General features: G+C 42.2%; 21 protein-coding genes. 4 read left to right on the top strand and 17 right to left on the bottom strand.

Annotated features, from left to right (window positions below; genetic code table 11):
- The first annotated feature begins 92 nt into the window (after positions 1 to 92).
- Positions 93 to 944, top strand: coding sequence for a LysR family transcriptional regulator (locus tag LQ226_RS01300; protein WP_231415982.1), 852 nt, complete (start codon positions 93 to 95; stop codon positions 942 to 944).
- 56 nt (positions 945 to 1,000) lie between these two features.
- Here LQ226_RS01300 and LQ226_RS01295 read toward each other — a convergent pair whose 3' ends face one another.
- Positions 1,001 to 1,657: a peroxiredoxin gene (locus LQ226_RS01295; RefSeq protein ID WP_231415980.1), complete on the bottom strand. Its 657-nt coding sequence runs from the start codon at positions 1,655 to 1,657 to the stop codon at positions 1,001 to 1,003.
- 189 nt (positions 1,658 to 1,846) lie between these two features.
- On the opposite strand from LQ226_RS01295, the gene LQ226_RS01290 reads away from it, so the two are divergent.
- Entirely contained in the window at positions 1,847 to 2,011 is a 165-nt protein-coding gene (locus tag LQ226_RS01290) for a hypothetical protein (protein WP_231415979.1), read from the top strand.
- Positions 2,012 to 2,076: 65 nt separating this feature from the next.
- Here the strand turns inward: LQ226_RS01290 and LQ226_RS01285 are convergent, their stop codons facing one another.
- Positions 2,077 to 2,946, bottom strand: a complete 870-nt coding sequence (locus LQ226_RS01285; protein WP_231415977.1) for a 5'-3' exonuclease — start codon at positions 2,944 to 2,946, stop codon at positions 2,077 to 2,079.
- Between the two features lie 152 nt (positions 2,947 to 3,098).
- Between LQ226_RS01285 and LQ226_RS01280 the strand changes: the two genes are divergently transcribed.
- Positions 3,099 to 3,293, top strand: coding sequence for a hypothetical protein (locus tag LQ226_RS01280; RefSeq protein ID WP_231415975.1), 195 nt, complete (start codon positions 3,099 to 3,101; stop codon positions 3,291 to 3,293).
- A gap of 104 nt (positions 3,294 to 3,397) precedes the next feature.
- Here LQ226_RS01280 and LQ226_RS01275 read toward each other — a convergent pair whose 3' ends face one another.
- The 8 genes from LQ226_RS01275 to LQ226_RS01240 form a co-directional block, all read right to left on the bottom strand.
- Positions 3,398 to 4,783 (bottom strand): YjiH family protein, encoded by a 1,386-nt coding sequence (locus LQ226_RS01275; protein ID WP_284526950.1) that lies wholly within the window; start codon positions 4,781 to 4,783, stop codon positions 3,398 to 3,400.
- Positions 4,784 to 4,884: 101 nt separating this feature from the next.
- On the bottom strand, positions 4,885 to 5,874 hold the full coding sequence (locus LQ226_RS01270) for an agmatinase family protein (protein WP_231415972.1): 990 nt from the start codon (positions 5,872 to 5,874) through the stop codon (positions 4,885 to 4,887).
- Positions 5,871 to 7,142, bottom strand: a complete 1,272-nt coding sequence (hutI, locus tag LQ226_RS01265) for an imidazolonepropionase (RefSeq protein WP_231415971.1) — start codon at positions 7,140 to 7,142, stop codon at positions 5,871 to 5,873. The genes LQ226_RS01270 and hutI overlap by 4 nt, the downstream gene beginning before the upstream one ends.
- A 14-nt stretch (positions 7,143 to 7,156) precedes the next feature.
- Positions 7,157 to 8,824: a urocanate hydratase gene (hutU, locus tag LQ226_RS01260; protein ID WP_231415969.1), complete on the bottom strand. Its 1,668-nt coding sequence runs from the start codon at positions 8,822 to 8,824 to the stop codon at positions 7,157 to 7,159.
- Positions 8,825 to 8,982: 158 nt separating this feature from the next.
- Positions 8,983 to 10,464 (bottom strand): helix-turn-helix domain-containing protein, encoded by a 1,482-nt coding sequence (locus tag LQ226_RS01255; protein ID WP_231415967.1) that lies wholly within the window; start codon positions 10,462 to 10,464, stop codon positions 8,983 to 8,985.
- A gap of 44 nt (positions 10,465 to 10,508) precedes the next feature.
- The gene (locus LQ226_RS01250) at positions 10,509 to 11,840 is read right to left on the bottom strand and encodes an alpha/beta hydrolase family protein (protein WP_231415966.1); all 1,332 of its coding nucleotides are present in this window, start codon (positions 11,838 to 11,840) and stop codon (positions 10,509 to 10,511) included.
- Positions 11,841 to 11,857: 17 nt separating this feature from the next.
- A complete protein-coding gene (locus LQ226_RS01245; RefSeq protein WP_231415965.1) occupies positions 11,858 to 12,670 on the bottom strand; it encodes an alpha/beta fold hydrolase in 813 nt (270 codons plus the stop codon).
- A gap of 15 nt (positions 12,671 to 12,685) precedes the next feature.
- A complete protein-coding gene (locus LQ226_RS01240) occupies positions 12,686 to 13,495 on the bottom strand; it encodes an AAC(3) family N-acetyltransferase (protein ID WP_370635413.1) in 810 nt (269 codons plus the stop codon).
- A 407-nt stretch (positions 13,496 to 13,902) separates the two neighbouring features.
- Here LQ226_RS01240 and LQ226_RS01235 point away from each other — a divergent pair, with 407 nt between their 5' ends.
- Positions 13,903 to 14,598: a phosphatase PAP2 family protein gene (locus LQ226_RS01235; protein ID WP_231415963.1), complete on the top strand. Its 696-nt coding sequence runs from the start codon at positions 13,903 to 13,905 to the stop codon at positions 14,596 to 14,598.
- Between the two features lie 37 nt (positions 14,599 to 14,635).
- Here LQ226_RS01235 and LQ226_RS01230 read toward each other — a convergent pair whose 3' ends face one another.
- The 7 genes from LQ226_RS01230 to LQ226_RS01200 form a co-directional block, all read right to left on the bottom strand.
- Complete coding sequence (locus tag LQ226_RS01230; RefSeq protein ID WP_231415962.1) at positions 14,636 to 15,334, bottom strand: TVP38/TMEM64 family protein; 699 nt, start codon at positions 15,332 to 15,334, stop codon at positions 14,636 to 14,638.
- 95 nt (positions 15,335 to 15,429) lie between these two features.
- The gene (locus LQ226_RS01225) at positions 15,430 to 15,732 is read right to left on the bottom strand and encodes an MGMT family protein (protein ID WP_231415961.1); all 303 of its coding nucleotides are present in this window, start codon (positions 15,730 to 15,732) and stop codon (positions 15,430 to 15,432) included.
- Positions 15,733 to 15,748: 16 nt separating this feature from the next.
- Entirely contained in the window at positions 15,749 to 16,453 is a 705-nt protein-coding gene (locus LQ226_RS01220; RefSeq protein WP_231415960.1) for a hypothetical protein, read from the bottom strand.
- The gene (locus LQ226_RS01215) at positions 16,446 to 17,321 is read right to left on the bottom strand and encodes an ABC transporter ATP-binding protein (protein ID WP_231415958.1); all 876 of its coding nucleotides are present in this window, start codon (positions 17,319 to 17,321) and stop codon (positions 16,446 to 16,448) included. Before LQ226_RS01215 ends, LQ226_RS01220 begins: the two co-directional genes overlap by 8 nt.
- Positions 17,321 to 17,686 carry a GntR family transcriptional regulator gene (locus LQ226_RS01210; RefSeq protein WP_231415957.1) on the bottom strand — a complete coding sequence of 122 codons (366 nt, stop codon included), beginning with the start codon at positions 17,684 to 17,686 and terminating at the stop codon, positions 17,321 to 17,323. Before LQ226_RS01210 ends, LQ226_RS01215 begins: the two co-directional genes overlap by 1 nt.
- 138 nt (positions 17,687 to 17,824) lie before the next feature.
- Positions 17,825 to 18,376, bottom strand: coding sequence for a GNAT family N-acetyltransferase (locus LQ226_RS01205; RefSeq protein WP_231415955.1), 552 nt, complete (start codon positions 18,374 to 18,376; stop codon positions 17,825 to 17,827).
- Positions 18,377 to 18,637: 261 nt separating this feature from the next.
- Complete coding sequence (locus tag LQ226_RS01200) at positions 18,638 to 19,459, bottom strand: SDR family oxidoreductase (RefSeq protein ID WP_231415954.1); 822 nt, start codon at positions 19,457 to 19,459, stop codon at positions 18,638 to 18,640.
- Positions 19,460 to 19,492 lie beyond the last annotated feature (33 nt).

The following is a 19,492-nucleotide window of genomic DNA, read 5'->3' as shown; positions in this document are numbered from 1 at the left end:
ACTTCTATCCTATTCGATCTTTCGCATTAGGAATAATACTAAGTTATAATAGTAAGCAATAAGAAAAACTTATCGATCAAGGAGGGAATTCTATGAAGCTAGAAGATTATGAACTTCTCATTCACCTTTCGACCATCGGAACGGTTAGGGGGACAGCTAAGCATTTATATGTTTCTCAGCCAGCTATCACCCAGCGTCTCCGATACATCGAAACACACTTTCAACACCCCATTTTTGTCAGAACGTCTAAAAAGCTCCTCTTAACCCCTGTCGGAGAACAAGTGGTAAAGCATGCAAAGGAAGTCGTAGAACGTGAGAATGGATTACACGCTCATCTTCAATCGTTAGGGGACCAGGTTTCAGGGACGTTATCTATCGGAGCCTCCTCTGTAGTCAGTCAACAATTTCTGCCTAGCCTCTTAGAAACCTACACATCCCTTTATCCAGATGTCAAAATAGATCTTGTCACAGGGTTAAGTGAGGACCTCAGGAATCCTGATCAAAACTTCCATGTTCGCCTGATTCGAGGAAAACCGATGAAAGACGGGGAAAGCCTTCATCTATTGAGTGATCCCCTTTATTTGTATGACACGAAGCCTTTTTCTTCGGAAAAAGAACGTCCTCTTATTGCATTTAAGAGCGATTCTACCTTCCATCACTTAGTGGATGAGTGGTTTCTGACACAATCTGCCTTTAAGCCAAACAAGAGCATTCAAGTCGACCAAATTGAAACTTGTAAGCAGTTTATGATGAAAGGTCTTGGAATGGCGGTTCTTCCGAAAAGTGTCGCTTCAGAAGAACTTCATCAATACCCACACCTCCCATTAACACTGAATGACCAACCCCTAACTAGAGAAACGTGGCTTTGTTTTCAGAAGAACGCCCGCGACCTCCCTCAGGTAGACCGTTTTATTCAGCTTGTTCAAGAGGCTACTTTTATGTAGAAAACCTAACCTTACATAAAAAAGGCAGCCCCTTTTTGAGGCTACCTTTGTATGATTTAAATATCTTTTTTAGAAATATACCAGTCAATGTATTCGATGCCTTCTTCTTGTGCTCGCTTGGCTGCATCTTCTTGTGTTTTTGGAGGAGATACGACTGCTTTGTCTCCTTCTGTCCAGTTAGCCGGTGTGGAAACGCCGTGCTCATCTGTTGTTTGAAGAGCTTTAACAAGGCGAAGAATCTCTTGCATATTACGCCCTGTCGTTAAAGGATAATAGATAATCGAACGAATCTTCTGTTTGTCATCAATGACAAACACAGCGCGACTCGTTTCGACTTGGCTTTCACCAGGCATAATCATACCGTACTTCATAGCTACTTGCTTGTCCAAATCTGCGATGACAGGGAATTCGATTGTCGTGTTAAAGTTTTCTTCAATGCTTCTAATCCATGCAATATGAGATGGAACACTATCTACACTTAAACCAAGCAGCTCAGTGTTTCGGTCTTTAAGTTCAGGATAGATCTCCTGAAAAGCGACAAATTCTGTTGTACATACTGGGGTAAAATCAGATGGGTGCGAAAATAGCACAAGCCATTTTCCTTTATAATCTTCAAGACTCAAGTTCCCCTGACTTGTAGCTGCCTGGAAAGAGGGTGCATCATCGCCAATTCTAGGCATTGTGTACGTTTGTTCTTGATTTTCTTGTTCCATAATGTAAAACCTCCTTGAATATGATTACAACCACTTTACTCATTCCTCATGAACATCTACTTAAACCTAGATCTCCAAATATAAACATTTATACCTATACACCTACCCCTATATAGAGAGTGTGCTTTCCTTTAGAAAAGAAATCTATTACACTGGACCTATACAACTTCGAGAAAGGTCGATTGGTGCATGAAATCTACAACACGCTTTTTCTGGACACTTGCTCTTGCATTCGTATTAGGAATATTTACATCCGCATTAGAGGCTCCTATGTGGGTCAACTTCGTCGGAGTCGTCATCATCGTTATAATCATGTCGCTCATTTCTAATCGAATGAATCAAAGAGAACAATAAAAAAACGAGTAGGAAATCACGCTGATTTCCTGCTCGTTTTTTGTTTCTAATAGGTCGAAAAGCCGTTATGGATTTACTAAACGATTAATATTTTTAAACTCAAGCTCATTGAATTTATCCTGCATACGTCCTTCATTAATCGAAAGTACGGCATCTTCAAGGGAGCATGTGACATCGACTTCGCAATGAATTCGAGCTAATTTCCTGGATAAATGGAGCATATCCAAGTCTTGTTCGATCTTTGTGCGCTGCCCTTTTGTCAAGGTTTCCATATTCTCAAGCAGCTCTTCGATGGTTTCGTGCTTTTGCAATAGTTTTAAAGCTGTTTTCTCGCCAATTCCCTTCACGCCAGGGTAATTGTCGCTGCTATCTCCCATTAAGGCTTTTAGGTCAATCATTTGCTGGGGTGAGATGCCTTTCTCTTCGAAGAAGGTTCCATGCTCATACTCTGCAAAGTTCCCATACCCTTTCTTCATGAGAACGACTTTTACGTTGTCTTTAAGAAGTTGTAACGTATCCTGATCTCCCGTAAGAATTAACACTTCATGATCCTCGCTATAGACGTGAGCAAGCGTGCCCATCAGATCATCTGCTTCATACCCTGTAATCCCTACATTCGGAATATCCATAGCGGCTGTTACCTCTTTAACAAGCTCAAATTGCGGAATTAGTTCTACCGGTGCTTCCCCGCGATTTGCTTTGTATTCTGGGTAGAGGTCATTTCGAAACGTATGGCTCCCCATATCCCAACAGCAAATTACATGACTAGGTTTATATTCATTCATAGCGGCAAACAAATGTTTTACAAATCCATAGACTGCATTTGTCGGCACTCCCTTGCTGTTCACCATATAATATCCACTCATTGCTGTTGCGTAAAAGGCGCGGAATAAAAGAGCCATTCCGTCTACAAGCAATACTTTATTTTTTTCCATTTATCCGTACTCCTTTTTCATCACTTTCTATTTCCCTAGTATAACAAATATTCTAGAGTCTATGGACTAGCACCTGGTGGAAATCACGCTAGCATAATGTAAGCCCTTGTTACATATTGTACAGTAACACCATGAGCGTAGGAGGGGGTTATGTGAGGGTCCCTGTCATACCAGTCCTTCTGTTTCTGATCTATGTATCTCTCCTTGGAAACCACATCTTTCAAAGTTTCGTTTTTCATGAAGCAGAAGCCCAAGTTGAACAGCAGCTATTCCCTTATTTATGGGATGAGGGAAATTTAATGGAATATAAAGAACCTGGAGAAGGTTCTTTTTTTATTTTCTTATAAGAACGGAAAACGCTTTAGACCTTTAACGCAAAGAAGCGTGTCAGACACCCTTTATCGCTGTGAAGCACTGACTGGTGTCTGGCACGCTTTATTCCTTTATCACGCTATAGCAAGAGATAAGCTATAGGGGTTACAATAATAAGAGTGAGTATGGTTCGTTCAAACCATATTATAATCATTTTAGGAATGGATAATGGTATTTCAGTTGAAAGAATACAAGGAATTAATGCTGAGAAAAATATAATGGATGAAATCGAAACGACTCCTACAATAAATTTAGATACTAGTACTGCTTCCCCCATCATTAAGGCAGGTAAGAACATCTCTGCAATTTCTACAGCCGATGCTTTAGCTACCAGCATTGCATCAGGAATTTGAAGCAAGGATGTGATTGGATAGAAAATCATACCGATCCAATCAAATACAAGCGTAAATTCAGCTAAAACTAGTCCTAATAAGCCTACTGACATGATTGAAGGCAAGATACTCATTGTCATTACAAATCCATCTCTAAAGTTCTCGCTAATGTTCTTCGATAGAGATTTGGATTGATTAGCTGCACTCATAGCTTCTTTCCAAGCGGCAACAAAATAATTCCCTTTGACTCTTTGCTCAGGCTTACCTTCAGGGATCGCATATTCTTCACTGATTCTACTTATAGGCCATATCCTCACGGTAATAGCGGTTACAAGAAAAGTAACAAAAAGCGTAACCCAAAAATAAGTGTTCCAAATCTCCATTAAACCTAGAGTCCTTGCTACGACAATCATAAATGTTGCAGATACAGTAGAAAACCCTGTGGCTATTATAGCCGCTTCTTTTTTCGTATATTTGCCTTCCTTATATACTCGATTTGTAATTAATAACCCGATAGAATAACTGCCTACAAATGAAGCTACTGCATCTATTGCAGAACGACCTGGCGTTTTCCACAGAGGCCGCATAACTGGCTGCAATAGCACTCCTATGAATTCCAATAATCCAAATCCTACAATTAAAGCTAGGAATACAGCTCCTATTGGTACTAGAAGGCTAACGGGTATAACTAGTTTATTAAACAGAAACGGCCCCATATTTGGTGCCATAAGCCAACTCGGCCCTGCATCAAATACAATGAAACCTGCTACGATCAATCCTCCTACCTTGAATACAGACAAACCTATTTCAACATTATTCTTGTTCCAAGTATTCTTTAAAAATGGATAGAATGCTCCCAATAAAATAACTAGTAACGCATAATAAGGGACAATTGCAGAAAAGGCTTGCTGGATCCATCCAACTAAATGGTCCAAAGGAATGGTGCTATTGTTATTAATCGTAACGGGAACAAAAAACATGAAAATGCCTATTAAACTATATACAAAAAACCTAAATACATTACCTTTTGAGTTTACTACTAACTCCGTATTTTTATTGGAAGTTTGAAGATTCGTATTCCCCAATTTCTCTTTCCCCCTTATATTAAATTGAATATTCAGAAAATATTCCATATAGATTATCCTCTGTGAGACTACTCTTTAAGCGTGTCAGACACCCTTTCGTGCTGTGAAGCACTGACGGGTGTCTGGCACGCTTTTGTTCACTAAAGCATTCATGTGTTTCTCATTGTCATGCCTGTTAGGAAGGAGAGCATGGTGTGGACGGCGGCTTTTACGGTGAAGTCTGCCACGTCTTTTGTCGGGTCTAGGCAGACGATGTCCATTGCTTTGATGTGCGGGGATTTCCCGGCTAGTGTGACAGCTTCAAATAGCTCATCGGTTCGCATTCCCCCTGGTGTTGCGGCTGGAGCTGCAGGACCTTGGGTTATATCGAGTACATCCATGTCGACGGTCATATAGATGCGATCGACTTTTTGCGAGAGTTCTGTTATCGCTTCTGTCACTACCGACTCGATTCCTTTTGTCCTTGCTTCTCTCATCGTTACATAATTCAAGCCTACCTGATCGGCATAAGTTTTAAGTGATTTTCCATTAAAGAAGCCATGCAGACCAATATTGTACACATCTTCCCCTTTTATGGTCCCGCTCTCAATCAAATTCCTTACAGGCGTTCCATTCGCGGGTCCAAATGTTTCTAAGTCCCTCAAGTCAAAGTGCGTATCAAATTGCAGGAGTCCTATCCGCTCTTCAGGCTCGGCTCGTTTCATTCCTTTAATGAGCATCGCTGTAATGGAATGATCTCCTCCAAGCGTCAATGGAAGCGTATGCGGGTGCACCTTACGCCCTGCTTCCATTGCTTCTGTAATGTGCTTGTGGCAAGTTTCTATATCCGTTACGTGCTGCCTTGTATCACCAAGGTCCATCACGGTTAAGGTGGAAAGATCTCTATCATAATCAATGTTATAGGTCGAAAACGACTTCCAGGCTCTCCGCATCGCATCTGGATTCTCACTTGCAGCGGAGGCACTGATTGAGGACCGGCTGAGCGGCACTCCGAGCAAGGTCACATCCACCGAGCTCCAGTCCACTTCCCCGTCTTCTGGTATCGTTTTAATCCACTCATGAACTTTTGGATCCTCAGCTGTTGCCCTGTTCCATTTAAAAGAAGGCCGCTCGAGCTGTGGATACGGGTAGTCTCTCATAGAAGAGCACCCTCCTTTACAACCACCTTTCCAGATTTAATAACCGTATCTGTATGGTTGACCCCGTAGCGATACTGTAGCTGCATAAAGTTCGGGGTATTATGGATCACAACATCCGCTTGTCTCCCCTCTTGTAAACAACCCGCTACATTACCACGTCGAATCGCATGAGCTGCATTTACAGTAGCTGCGTTTAACACTTCAGCAGGCGTCATGCCCATCTTTAAGCAGCCAAGATTCATAATTAGAGGAAGAGAAACGGTTGGAGAAGAACCTGGATTGCAATCCGTCGACAACGCTACCGGCACACCAGCATCAATCATACCGCGTCCATTTGCGCTATCAGCCATTAAGAAAAAGGCTGTTCCAGGTAACAGTACACCTATTACGCCGCGGTCTGCCATTTGCCGGACCCCTTCATCAGAAGCACGTAGCAAATGATCAGCCGAAACAGCCCCGACTTCAGCGGCAAGTTCTGCTCCTTTGTAGGGTTCAATTTCATCAGCATGAATCTTAGGATAAAGCCCATATTCTTTTCCAGCTTCTAAAATCCGCTTAGTCTGCTCAGGGGTAAAAACTCCGCGTTCACAGAAGACATCGTTAAATTCCGCTAGTCCGGATTGAGCTACTTCAGGAAGCATCTCATTGATAACGAGATCAACAAATGCATCCTTATCTTCTTTATACTCAGGAGGAACCACGTGGGCTCCCATAAACGTACTGACAAGGTCGACCGGGTGATGTTCGTTTAACTGACGGGCCACTTGAAGTTGCCTCATCTCCACTTCTAAATTCATCCCATAGCCACTCTTCGCTTCTACTGTCGTAACTCCGTGTAGAAGAAACTGATTCAGTCTTTCAAAACTTGCCTCATATAATTCCTCTTCACTCGCTCCCCGGGTGGCTTTTGTCGTCGCATGGATCCCACCGCCTGCATTCATAATGTCCATATATGTCTTTCCGTTTAACCGCATATCAAATTCATTTTCCCTTGTACCTGCGTGAACAAGGTGCGTATGAGGGTCCACAAGACCTGGCGTCACAAGCTTTCCTCTCGCGTCAATGACCTCCGCCTCATCTACACGGCTTCCAAACTCCTTCATTAATTGGTCATCGTGTGCGACTCGTTTGATCTTGCCGTCCTCAATCCACACGCTCCCATTTTCGATTACGTTTAGTTCATTCATTGCTGACTTAGTCAAAGGGGCTCCTGTATCTTTCGGAGCACCAACCACCTGACTAGCACGTCGGATATAAATTGGTTTCATGTCTGCTCCTCCTTCTACTGATCTAGCATTGGAATGTGTACGCCTTTTTCTTTAGCTGTTTGAATAGCGAGATCATACCCTGCATCTGCATGGCGCGCTATACCCATTCCAGGGTCTGTTGTTAGGACACGTTCTAATCTCGCTTCGGCCTCTTTCGTTCCATCCGCGACAATCACCATACCTGCATGAATGGAGTACCCCATTCCAACTCCTCCACCGTGATGGACAGATACCCAGCTCGCTCCTCCAACACTATTAATCATCGCATTCAAAATTGGCCAGTCTGCTACTGCATCGCTCCCATCCTTCATCCCTTCAGTTTCCCGGTTAGGAGAGGCAACAGAACCTGAGTCAAGGTGATCCCGTCCAATGACGATTGGGGCTTTTAATTCTCCCCTTCTGACCATATCGTTGATGATCTTGCCAAACTTAGCCCGTTCACCGTACCCTAGCCAGCAAATCCTTGAAGGGAGGCCTTGAAACTGAATCTTTTCCTGAGCCATTTTAATCCAGTTACACAAGTGCTTATTGTCACTGAACTCTCGTAGTATGACTTCATCTGTCTTATAAATGTCTTCAGGATCGCCTGATAGTGCCACCCATCTGAAAGGGCCTTTCCCTTCACAGAATTGTGGACGAATATAAGCCGGAACAAATCCAGGAAAATCAAATGCGTTCTCAATGCCTTCTTCTTTTGCTACTTGCCTGATGTTATTCCCGTAATCAAACGTTACAGCACCCTTTTGCTGCATACGAAGCATAGCTTCCACATGTTTGGCCATTGCCTTTTTAGAGGCAGTAACGTATGTCTTAGGGTCAGATGCTCTCCACGAATTAGCTTCTTCAAGCGAGGTTCCTTCTGGCACATAACCATTTAACGGGTCATGGGCTGATGTCTGGTCAGTTAAGACGTCTGGTATGAAGGAACGTTCAAGCATAATCGGAAGAAGTTCACAAGCATTACCAAGAAGACCTATCGAAAGGGCCTCTCCTTTCTTCTTCGCTTCTTCAGCCTTCTGGACTGCTTCATCCAATGTTTCAACCATCGTATCGACATAGCCTGTATCCAGACGTTTTTGAATCCTTGAACGATCCACTTCAATCGCAATACAGACGCCGCCATTTAATGTTACAGCTAGAGGCTGAGCTCCTCCCATGCCCCCAAGTCCTGCAGTAACCGTAATGGTCCCTTGTAAAGAGCCACCGAAATGTTGCTTAGCAGCTTCTGCGAACGTTTCATAGGTTCCCTGCACGATTCCCTGACTACCAATATAAATCCAGCTACCTGCTGTCATTTGTCCATACATCATAAGCCCCTTTTGATCAAGCTCATGGAAGTGTTCCCAATTTGCCCAAGCTGGTACTAGGTTTGAATTTGCTAGCAACACGCGTGGTGCATCTTGATGGGATTTAAATACAGCGACAGGCTTACCTGACTGGATAAGCATCGTTTCATCGTTCTCTAATTGTTGGAGTGTTTTGATAATGGCTTGAAAAGATTCCTGATTCCTGGCCGCTTTGCCGATCCCTCCATATACGACAAGATCCTCAGGCCGTTCTGCCACTTCTGGATCCAAATTGTTCAAAAGCATGCGTAAAGCTGCTTCCTGGATCCATCCTTTTGTATGAAGTGTTGTACCTTTTGGACTTTTAAGTGGCTGATTTCCTTTTAGTAGTTCCATATCGATCACCCTTTTTCACTTAATTTTCTGTCTACTTACACTATACCGAATGGAAAAAGCAGTTAGAATGACGAAACAACACAAAAAAATACACATACATTAGGTGTATGTGTATCTCCTTCTCCCATATTTATCGCATGAATGATCGATTCATTAGGTTATGATCTAAACTTTTGATTACGAAAGACTTTGGGGCTCACCCCAGTTGCCTCTTTAAACTTTCGGCTAAAATGATTGGACTGTGAGAACCCTACCTGTTCTGCGATTTGTTGAATAGGTTCTCTTGAAGCGCCTAATAAACGCTTAGCCTCATTAATCCGAATGTCCAAAAGCAGTTTTCGATAAGACTGCTTCTTACGGTCTTTTATAAGAGAACTGATATAAGAAGGATTTCGATTCACCGATGCTGCCACTTCCTCAAGGGATAAATCAGGGTTTCCGAAGTTTGACTTTATGTAGGTTAAACAACTCTCCACGACGTCATAGTAATCGAGACGTTCCCCGTCTACCTCTTCTACAACATAGCTTATAAACAATAACATGTCCTGAACAATCTTATACAACAGTCTGTCATGTAAAATCGATTGAAAGACCCCCTGATACTGTTCCTCTATAGAAGGGTCCAAGTGAAGATGGTGCGTTTTCATATAACGTCTGACGTGAGCTAATATACTCGTTAAACGCGTTTTCAATAAACCTGGATCCGGGTATGGAGCAGTCATGTTAAGGAAGGATTGATACATCCAGTCTCTCATTCGTTGTTGATCTCCAAGCATTAGCATATCTTCCCACTCAGCTTGTTCTTCGGGGCTCAGAAAAGGGTCAATGGAGCGCCAACTAACTTGTTCTCTGGGTTCTGATACGTGCTGGAATCCTGTATAAAAGAAAAGCTCGATCCCTTTTTTCACATCCTGATACTGGTGATAAATACCTCGATCTTGAAGATCCGCTGCAGGAAAAGCTATACCTATAGAAGCTTGAGAGGTTTCGTGCCAATCTCTCAAGAAACGCCGAGCTTCGTTTACAACTTGAGACCGGTCCAAAGAAGGGTAAAGACATGCCATTCGCTGGCTTAACGGCAAAATCGTCACAGGTTGTTGAAAGGGATAGGCCTGCAAAGAATGGTGAAGTGATCTAAGAGAGTTAGTTTGATCTGGTTGCACTAAAAATAGTGTATAGGTTTCTTTATGAATAGATGCCTCTTCCACAAAGAGCTCATGATAAAAGAAATAATCATCTTTCTCCTGTACTGGATCCTTAATAGAACGCTCTGGCTCAAGCTTTATCAGACTTTTCTTTAATAGACCTTGGAGCTGAGCTGGGGAAAGAGGTTTCACCAGCAGTTGTTCAACATGGAGCTGAATCCCTTCCATTGCACGAGCAAATGTTGCTTCTGTTGTTGTAACAATGACCTTTTGAACATAGTCACCAAGACGCCATTTGAGATCTTCAAACGTGTTTCGCGGGACCATATCAAGCTCGAGTATGACGACGTCCGGTCGTTCGGATTCCAACATGGCAATTGTTTCTTCCACAGTACTAGCGAGGAGTACCGTCGAAAATGGCAGAGAAGACGACGTTACGAGCCATCTTATTCCTAGTCTTTCATTCTCATCCCGATCTGCAATCAACAATTTCATCGTCTTCCCTCCTTATTTATTTTTCTCTACATCAAAGAAAACTCTTAATCTTGTCCAAAACTTTCCTCTAAAAAGGATACGATTCCGTCCATAAATCCATCTGCTAATGGGAGTTTAGGATCTTCATATGTTTTCAAGTTTTCTGATTCCTCTTTCGGTGCTTTCTTTAATACATGATTCATTCCATCTATTAAAAGGAGCTCAGCATCAGGTTGTGCAGCAGACAACAATTCCGCTTCTTCTGGCGGTACTTGAAGGTCATGAGTCCCGTTGACAATTAGTGTGGGCATTGTGAGTTCACGTATTTGTTCAGCTGGGTCATACTTCATCCAGGACTTTAAGAATGGTTGAGTAGAGGGCTTGAATGTTGAGGTCAAGGGTTCTTCTATATCTTCAACCACCTCTCCGTTTTGGATCGATTGAACGATGCCCTGGCTCTTCTGATAAAGATTGTCAGGCAATGCCCGCTCTAGCTGATCGAGCAGCACATGATCAAACGGTCTTCCTGGCCCTGCCACAGATATGTAGGCATCTATATCAGAGTCTTCAGCCGCCATCATTCCAACAAGCGAACCTTGACTATGACCAAGAACTGCGATATTAGTAAACTGCTCATCTTTCTTCAGAAGTTCGATCCACATACCTGCATCTTTAACAAAACGCTCAAATCGGAGATCCGATTCATTGACGAGGCTCGCATTTTTCCCAGCCCCTCTTTTATCGTACCGTAGGCTCGCGATTCCCTCTTCCTTAAGCGCTTCAGCGATTTTTAAAAGACTATCATTCTTTCCAGGGATCATGGCAGAGTTCCCGTCTCGTGTAGTTGGGCCAGACCCTGGAATAATGAGTACAACAGGGTATTCCGATTGTTCATCAGGGGTCATAAGCGCACCTTGTAATTTCCCCTCTTCGGTATCAATTGATAAAAACGTATCCTTTGATGGGGTTTCTTGCTTAGCTGTTTTTTCACCCTTTTCAAGTGTAAAAGGGAAGCTTTGACCTGACTGCGTAAAAGTACCCGTAATCTTTCCTTCTTCTATTGAACCCTTAAAGGGCATAGGGGTGCCAGATAAAGCCATTTCAAACGTAACCTCGTTTTCATTTAGGGAGATATTGGTTAAAGGGAAATCTTCAATCTGTTGTCTTGGAATATCTATATTCCCCGTTAACTCTTCCTCCTTATCAAACTCAACAATGATTTGCAGAGGTTGATCTGGCACCTCGATCGCTCCGTTCCATGTGCCAACCAAGTCCTCCTTTTCATAAGTCTTTTCAGGCTCTTGTTCAGGGGGTTCTTCTTTCGTCCCTTCTTCATCTGAGCACGCCACAAGGGTTATGAACAAGAGTGACATGAGTCCAATCCATACTTTTTTCATTTCTATATTCCTCCCAATTACGTTACTTCTACAAATTCTCGTAATAAATGGTTCATCATCTCGGGTTTTTCAATGAAGCTCCAGTGTCCACACTCATCCAGGCGAATGTACTGAGCGTGAGGTAACACATGCTTCATTGTTTTTTGGGTCTTCTCGGGCGACAAGAGGTCATGACTCCCTTGAACGATCCGTATTGGGATAGACTGAAGTTCATCACGAAACGGGCGAAGATTATAGTGCTTTACAAGGTCTTGTCCGATTTGTTCGTTTACCTTCTTATGAATCCCAAAAGGTTTTTTACGGATTAAAGAAGACTCATCATACACATAATAGGGTTCAATTAACTTTATTACTTCATCGGAGTGTCCTTTACGGTCATGGTATAAAAACTTCAACCGATCTTGAAGATTCATACGCTTAAGTAATTGTTTAGGAAATTCTTTGTAGCCTCTTGCATCAACACCTATCGCTGCTGTTAGAAATAGTTTCTTTACACGGGCTGGATAGGTGCTGGCATATTGCAAGGCGAGGACAGATCCCCATGACTCCCCTACAAGGGTGAGGCGTTCAAGTCCCCACACTTTACGTAATGCTTCGAGGGTTTCCACCTCTTCTTCCATGGTATAGGAAGAATCGGTATCATCGGACCGACCACATCCTCTTTGATCATATAAATAAAGCTCGTAATCTTCTGACAAGGGTTCGATGTGCGGTAAAAAAACGCGGTGACTTGCACCGGGACCACCATGTAAAAAAACGATCGGCTCACCAGAACCAAAACGCTTCGTATAAATATTACACCCTCTTACATGTTCAAATTGCTTCAACATCTCTCATTCCCACTTTCACTTTTGATCATAAGAACGAAGCCACTCCACAGCAAAATCTACGCTCGGCTTCATATGAAATAATTTCGAATCAGCAGACCCAATTTTTCCTTTCGTAATGGCAATCTGCTTCTCTAGGTTTTGCCCAATTCCTTCAAACAACTCTTCACGATAGACGATATCTTCATAGAGTGCAAAAACGCGTTCATCTTGAACAAGTATAGGTGCTCCTTTTTGAACTTTTTTCTGATAAGGGATGCGATATTCTGCGAGATGAAAAGCTGTCGCAGTATCGTACCCTGTTCCGATAAAGAGAAGGTGAGCTTCTTGGTCATACAACTTCCTAAGGGGAGAAGATTCACCTAATCCGTTATGTAAAGAATGATTCGCCATCAAAAAATCGGCCTCACGACCCCAAGCTACAAACGAAACAGCTGGATGATTACTCCGCTTCACGCCTTTAAAGGAACGAAATACCTCAACAATCTGCCCCATACCTGATGTGGGGGTTGTGTCAGGATCAAAAGGAGGCATCGTGTTTCGAATCGTTTCCCACCAATCTTCTGGTACAGGAGGATTCTCCCATTCTGCAGGATCTGATAACACACCCGACTGAGCAGGCATTACGATCGTCCCCTTAGATGTGACCACATCCATAAGCGCTTGAACAACCGCAACAGCCCCTCCACTTGTCCAACCTATTTCCGATAAAGAAGAATGCACGAGTACCGTCATTCCCTCACAAACTCCCATATCTCGTAAATCGTTCGTTAACGTTTCCCTCGTACGGGGTTCTATCGTTTGCGAGATAATCCCTTGTTCACTCACATGCATCATACTCCTCCATTATAAATATCCATTATTTTCTCACAATTCATGCTAAAACAAAAGCGGAAGTGCCCGTTTAGCAACGTATAGACTGGACTGAACCATCGGAAGATCAAGGAAACACGGGGAGCCCTTAGGCGATCCGATGTTGACTGATCGACCAGAGGTGCGGGAAGTCTACTAGTTGCTGGGCACTGGAGCTGGATGAAAACAAAAGCGGAAGTGCCCGTTTAGCAACGTATAGACTGGACTGAACCGCCGGAAGATCAAGGAAACACGGTGAGAACTTTAGTTTATTGGAATACAGCTCACTATTCTTTAGAATACTGCTCTGTTTACAAGAACAGCAAAAGGGTAAACCAAAAGAAAAACAACTATTTATAAAGTTTATATAGGAGGTAACCTCTTTGATCTTTCAAGGAACTAAACCATCAGATTTCTCTAAACGATCGATCATTATTATTTTAATTGGGTTCGTCATTATTGGGCTAGCTGTTTACTTATTCGCTCAACTCGCAGAAGACGTAATCGAGGAGGAAAAGTTCGCTTTTGACCAACTTGTAACAGACTGGGTACAAGGCATACAAGCTCCATGGCTTGGGACCTTCTTTGGATGGGTGACAGAGCTCGGGTCCGTTATGTTTTTATCCATAGCTTCTGTATTATTTGCTTTGTTTATTTTCTTTTTCACAAAGAAAAGTCGCTGGGTCATCGTTTATTTTGCTATTAACATGCTCGGTATCAGTTTACTCACTAAGGTTTTAAAACTTATTTTCGAAAGACAGCGGCCTGAGGTTCTTGCTCAGTATGATGGCACAGGATTCAGCTTCCCAAGTGGGCACTCCACAGGGTCTATCGTCTTCTACGGATTTATGATTTATATGGTTTCAACTACTGGGTGGAAAAAGTCCATTCGCTACATTATAAATATCTTGTTAGGAGCCCTCATCTTCTTAATCGGATTTAGCCGAGTTTACCTTGGAGTTCACTTTCCAACGGACATTCTAGCAGGCTTTGCTTTCGGAGTTTCCTGGTTGTTTGTATGTATTTATGCTTTAGAATTAACCCTTTGGCGTCAAAGGAGAAGACAAAAGAAAGCCTAAATAAAAACGACACTCTCAATGGAGAGTGTCGTTTTTATTATGAGGATTTTTTCAAGTCCTTAATTTCTTCTTTAAGCTGATCGACATCATATTTCTTGCCAACAGATTTCTTAATTAGGAGTCCAAGAGATACCATAACAAGAAGGATAATCCCTAATGTTATAAGGTTTTCAAGCTTCAGAGATAATAGACTTGAACCAAAAAAACCAAACATTAATGATCCTGGAATCGTACCAACAAACGTTGCTAGTAAGAACTTTAATAAGTTCACTTTAGTTTTGGCGCAAATGTACGTAATAAAATCAAAATTTAAACCAGGAATCAAACGAATAAATAAGACAGATTTAAATCCATGTTCCTCTAAATCGTTCTTCAGTGCTTTTAAGTTCTCTTGCCCTTCCTCTTTTAAGTGAAGTTCTTTAAAGAAATACTTCATAGCAATGAAAGACGTGAGAGCTCCTAGTGTCGTCCCTATAATAATATAAATCGTACCATTGATATGACCAAACATGATTCCACATGAGATCGCGATAATGGATAAAGGGACAAGGGTAAATGGGCGAACAGCAAAGATCAGTAGGAAGATAAAGGGAGCCCAAAATCCGAATTGACTCACCCACTCTTCTATTTGTTTAGGCTTTATGTGAAACACATAGTGATTAAGCGCAACAATGATTCCAGCTGCTACGAGTACGATACCTATTTGGATGACTACACTTTTTACTTTGGGATGCATAAGATCGACCTTTCTCTTGTATACGACTTAAATGAGTACGTATAAAGGTAATCCCCTAGTGTAGTCCTAATTAAACTCTCTCCTATCCTTTATTCCTATGGATGATAGCGGTAATGAGCAAGAGACACGCGATTATTTTGCACACAAACGCCTTCTTGTTCGAGAGAATCTTTCTGGGTAAAAGAGGACTCTTCTCCGCTCACTACTATTTCTCCTTTCGCATTCACGACACGGTGCCAAGGCAAGTCTTCCTTTTGACTCATGGAGTGAAGAATACGGGCAACTTGCCTGGCTGCCCGTTTATTTCCCGCTTCTTCTGCTACCTGTCCATAGGTCATAACGCGCCCCTCTGGAATTTGTTTCAAAACTTTCAATACTGATTCTGTAAATGGTTGCACGAATGATCACCTCTTTCTATCGAAGTCTGGCTGAAATAGTAGATGCCCTCCGTAACAGGGTCCAGTTTGGCAAGAATAACACTAAACTTAGGATCAGGATCGAAGTATATCGGATCTCGAAGTCCTGACCTTTCATGGATGAGAGAAAATCAACGATGATGCTTCGCGATTCAGGCAGCATAAACAAAAAGAAAACACCAATGATGGTGGACACTCCTCCGATCATTCCAAACCGATAAAAGACAGAGCCTAAGACGAAACCAAGTGAAATCACGAGGAAATTGACCAGAGCAACAAGCCACAATTCATTCAGGATAGTTTCTTGAATAGGAAGATAATCAAATGCTGTATAATTGGCAATGTTTGTTAGGTTTGCGACATCTATGAACGCATTCATGATATGCTGAATGATGAAAACCATGATCGAAATAGCTAAAGAAAACACACCTGTAAATAAAGCTCCGCCGAGTATATACTGATTTCTTGTTATCCCCATTTTAATAAGGAACGGGAACGTCTCACGCGTCATATTAAATCCACAAATAAACGAGAACCAAAGCGTAATGACACTAAGGAATACATAAATGGTCGTTCCTTCGGCCACTAGGGAGATCCCAGCAAGTACGATCAGGCTCGCCGACATAATAGAGAAAAACACCATAAACGAAAAGCGGTAATCCACAATCAGATAATAAAGAACAGCTCTCAAATCTTTAAGCATACGCTTTTCCCCCTTCCATGTTCGTCAGGTGAACCATGACATCCTGAATGGTGCTTCGTTCAGCTTCTAATCCGAGCGACTTCGCTTCATCTAATGAGATATATTCTCCGTAAAGAATCGCGGTTTTCATTCCCATCATGCTCTTTTCTTCAATGACCTGTTTCCCTTTAGCAAATTCATCTACCACGGAAGACTTTCCACTTACTTTGATGCTTTTTTGGACCATGTTTTCTGCTGGTTGCTGAAGAAGCACTCTGCCATCTTTTAGAACAATAACTTCTTCGAATAACTGACTTACTTCATCTATTAGGTGAGTGGACAGTATGATCGTCCGAGGATACTCCTCATACTCTTCTAACAAGACGTCATAAAACATATACCGAGCTGATGCATCAAGACCGATGTAAGGTTCATCAAAAATCGTAACTTTAGCTCTACTCGCTAAACCAATAATAATACCAAGTGCTGATTCCATCCCTTTTGAGAGTCCTTTAGTACTTTGATTAGTTCGTAAAGAGAAGGTTTGTAATAAACGATCGGCTGTTTCATGACTCCAACTAGGATAAAACATTGCCGCAACCTTCAAAACGTCTTTTACTTTTAACCGTCTTTTAAAATTACTGCTTTCATTGATCAGACACAGATTACGCAGGACGTCTCGATTATTAAAAGGGGAATCCCCTCCTATTCTTACATCACCACTTGTCGGAAGAATGTGCCCCGCCAGAAGCTGCATGAGGGTCGTCTTCCCCGCCCCATTCTTGCCTAGCAATCCATAAATCTTATTTTCTTCAAACTGAACAGTAACTCCATCCAATGCTGTTGTTGACCCAAATTTTTTTGTTACATTTTGAAAGTCTACGTTCATTACGATTCCTCCTCTTGTAAAAGCTCTTGAAGCTCTTCAACGGTTATGCCGATCTTCATGGCTTCATTACGTAACGGAACGATGTAATCGTGGAAGAAATCTCTTTTCCGTTTTTGTAAGACAATCTTTCTGGCCCCTTCTGTTACGAACATGCCAATCCCTCTCTTCTTATAGATCACACCTTCATCTACTAATAAGTTTATGCCTTTTGCTGCTGTGGCTGGATTAATTTGATAGAATTTAGCAATTTCATTTGTCGACGGCACCCGATCTCCTTCAGGTAGCGATTCTTCAAGGATGCTCGATTCAATCTTCTCAGCAATCTGTTGAAAGATCGGTTTATCGACGGCTAATTCACGATCCATGTATTCACCTTCTTTGTTGGTTCATTACTTATGTAACTAACCATATAACTAAACGACCTTCCCGTCAAGAAAATTTAGGAAATAAAATAAACCCAATTTTCTAGATGACTAGAAAATTGGGCTTTTTAAGCTTTGTTTTTATTTTTTTACTATGCCATAGAGGGCCATATCCCGGAAAGCACCTTTCATGTACATATGCTCCTGCAGTACTCCTTCAAGCTTCATGCCAATCTTTTGGAGGACGCGTTGGGACTGAAGATTTTCCACAAGAACTTGTGCTGTAACCTTATGTAAGTTCATTTCTTCAAACCCAAATTGTACGACTCTTTTTGCCGCTTCTGTGGTATAACCTTTCCCCCAGTAATCACTCGATAAGGCATACCCAATCTCTCCATTCCTGTGAGATTCACGCCAGGAGACATAATCAATTGTTCCGATCATTTTCCCTGAATCTTTCTCAATCATAGCCCAGGGTGATAGTCGTTCTCCTCTTTCTGAACTAAGAATAAAATGCAAAAATTCATCGGTATCTTCAATAGACTCATGTGTGGACCATGGAACAAAACGAGACACCTCATCACGTGAGGCGTATTCGAAGAGATCCTCCTTGTCCCCATGTGTTAAAGGCCGCAGTATTAGCCTTTCTGTTTCAAGCGTAGGCAAATGACGTTGTAGCTCCTGCTTATTCATCCCTCTCCCCCCAACTCTTTTCTAGTAGTCTACCACAACCCAAAACATCAGACGACCCTTGGCCCCTCCCTTTACCTCTATAAAGAACAAACGCGTGTCAGACACCCTTTAGCGCGTTAGTGGAACAGTTGGTGTCTGACACGCTTTAGTACAGTAGTGAAACACCGCGTGTCTGGCACGCTTTCATGCAGTAGTGTGTTAATGAGTGGTTGAATAGAAAAAAGGCAGCTCGGGTTGTGAGCTGCCTTTTGGTGGTGAATATTATTTTGTTCCTTTTTTCCAGCTTTCATCTATGAGCATTTTGCCTGGCCATGTGTAGGCTAAGATACCACCGTCAGCTGTGATGTCTTCTCCTGTTACGTAAGATGCATCATCTGACGCGAGGAAAAGGGCGACAGATGCCATCTCACTTGGATCACCTAAGCGGCCCATAGGGGTCACCCACTTTTGCGCTTCACGGAATTCCTGCCCTTCTTCCTGCTCTTTTGAACCTGCTAATTTATCAATTAAAGGTGTTTCAATTGTGCCTGGTGAAATGGAATTGACGCGAATCCCTTCACGAGCATAGTCAATCGCCATTGCTCTAGTGAAGTTTGTAATTCCACCTTTAGCTGCATTATAACCCGAACGGTCTAAATCTGCTGCCTGGCCTGACATTGAGGAAGTATTAATAATAGATCCTCCATCTTCAAGCATTAATGGAATGAGGAATTTACTTGCTAAGAACGTGCCACGTAAATCAACGTTGATGATCTTATCAAATAATTCAATTGGGTATTCATGGACTTTACCCCCTTCTTGGTCTACGCCAGCGTTATTGAAGAGGATATCAATTTTTTTGTATTTCTCTTTCATTTGATCGGCAAATGATTGAACACTATCGACACTTGATACATCTAAGTAATATGCTTCTGCTTTGCCTCCATTATCCTCAATTTCAGCCACGGTGTTTTCGATTCCTTCCTGATCCACATCAGCACAAATGACTGTAGCGCCTTCTTCTGAGAATCGTTTAGCAGTGGCTTGACCAATTCCTGTTGCTGCTCCTGTAATAATCGCAATCTTATCTTGTAATCGAGTCACTCAAAAAACCTCCTGTATGAATTCTATTCACCT

Origin of the sequence: Pontibacillus sp. HN14, from assembly GCF_021129245.1 — a bacterium.
In the GTDB taxonomy this organism is placed as follows: domain Bacteria; phylum Bacillota; class Bacilli; order Bacillales; family BH030062; genus Pontibacillus.
This window is presented reverse-complemented; position numbering and strand designations above follow the sequence as displayed.

Bases quoted from the DNA above. Each gene is read 5' to 3' on its own strand.
- LQ226_RS01205 (WP_231415955.1), bottom strand. From the start codon at position 18,376: ATGAATAAGCAGGAGCTACAACGTCATTTGCCTACGCTTGAAACAGAA.
- hutI (WP_231415971.1), bottom strand. From the start codon at position 7,142: ATGAAACCAATTTATATCCGACGTGCTAGTCAGGTGGTTGGTGCTCCG.
- LQ226_RS01300 (WP_231415982.1), top strand. From the start codon at position 93: ATGAAGCTAGAAGATTATGAACTTCTCATTCACCTTTCGACCATCGGA.
- LQ226_RS01275 (WP_284526950.1), bottom strand. From the start codon at position 4,783: ATGGAATATTTTCTGAATATTCAATTTAATATAAGGGGGAAAGAGAAA.
- LQ226_RS01250 (WP_231415966.1), bottom strand. From the start codon at position 11,840: ATGAAAAAAGTATGGATTGGACTCATGTCACTCTTGTTCATAACCCTT.
- LQ226_RS01245 (WP_231415965.1), bottom strand. From the start codon at position 12,670: ATGTTGAAGCAATTTGAACATGTAAGAGGGTGTAATATTTATACGAAG.
- LQ226_RS01215 (WP_231415958.1), bottom strand. From the start codon at position 17,321: ATGAACGTAGACTTTCAAAATGTAACAAAAAAATTTGGGTCAACAACA.
- LQ226_RS01220 (WP_231415960.1), bottom strand. From the start codon at position 16,453: ATGCTTAAAGATTTGAGAGCTGTTCTTTATTATCTGATTGTGGATTAC.
- LQ226_RS01230 (WP_231415962.1), bottom strand. From the start codon at position 15,334: ATGCATCCCAAAGTAAAAAGTGTAGTCATCCAAATAGGTATCGTACTC.
- LQ226_RS01290 (WP_231415979.1), top strand. From the start codon at position 1,847: ATGAAATCTACAACACGCTTTTTCTGGACACTTGCTCTTGCATTCGTA.
- LQ226_RS01285 (WP_231415977.1), bottom strand. From the start codon at position 2,946: ATGGAAAAAAATAAAGTATTGCTTGTAGACGGAATGGCTCTTTTATTC.
- LQ226_RS01255 (WP_231415967.1), bottom strand. From the start codon at position 10,464: ATGAAATTGTTGATTGCAGATCGGGATGAGAATGAAAGACTAGGAATA.
- LQ226_RS01270 (WP_231415972.1), bottom strand. From the start codon at position 5,874: ATGAGAGACTACCCGTATCCACAGCTCGAGCGGCCTTCTTTTAAATGG.
- LQ226_RS01295 (WP_231415980.1), bottom strand. From the start codon at position 1,657: ATGGAACAAGAAAATCAAGAACAAACGTACACAATGCCTAGAATTGGC.
- hutU (WP_231415969.1), bottom strand. From the start codon at position 8,824: ATGGAACTACTAAAAGGAAATCAGCCACTTAAAAGTCCAAAAGGTACA.
- LQ226_RS01210 (WP_231415957.1), bottom strand. From the start codon at position 17,686: ATGGATCGTGAATTAGCCGTCGATAAACCGATCTTTCAACAGATTGCT.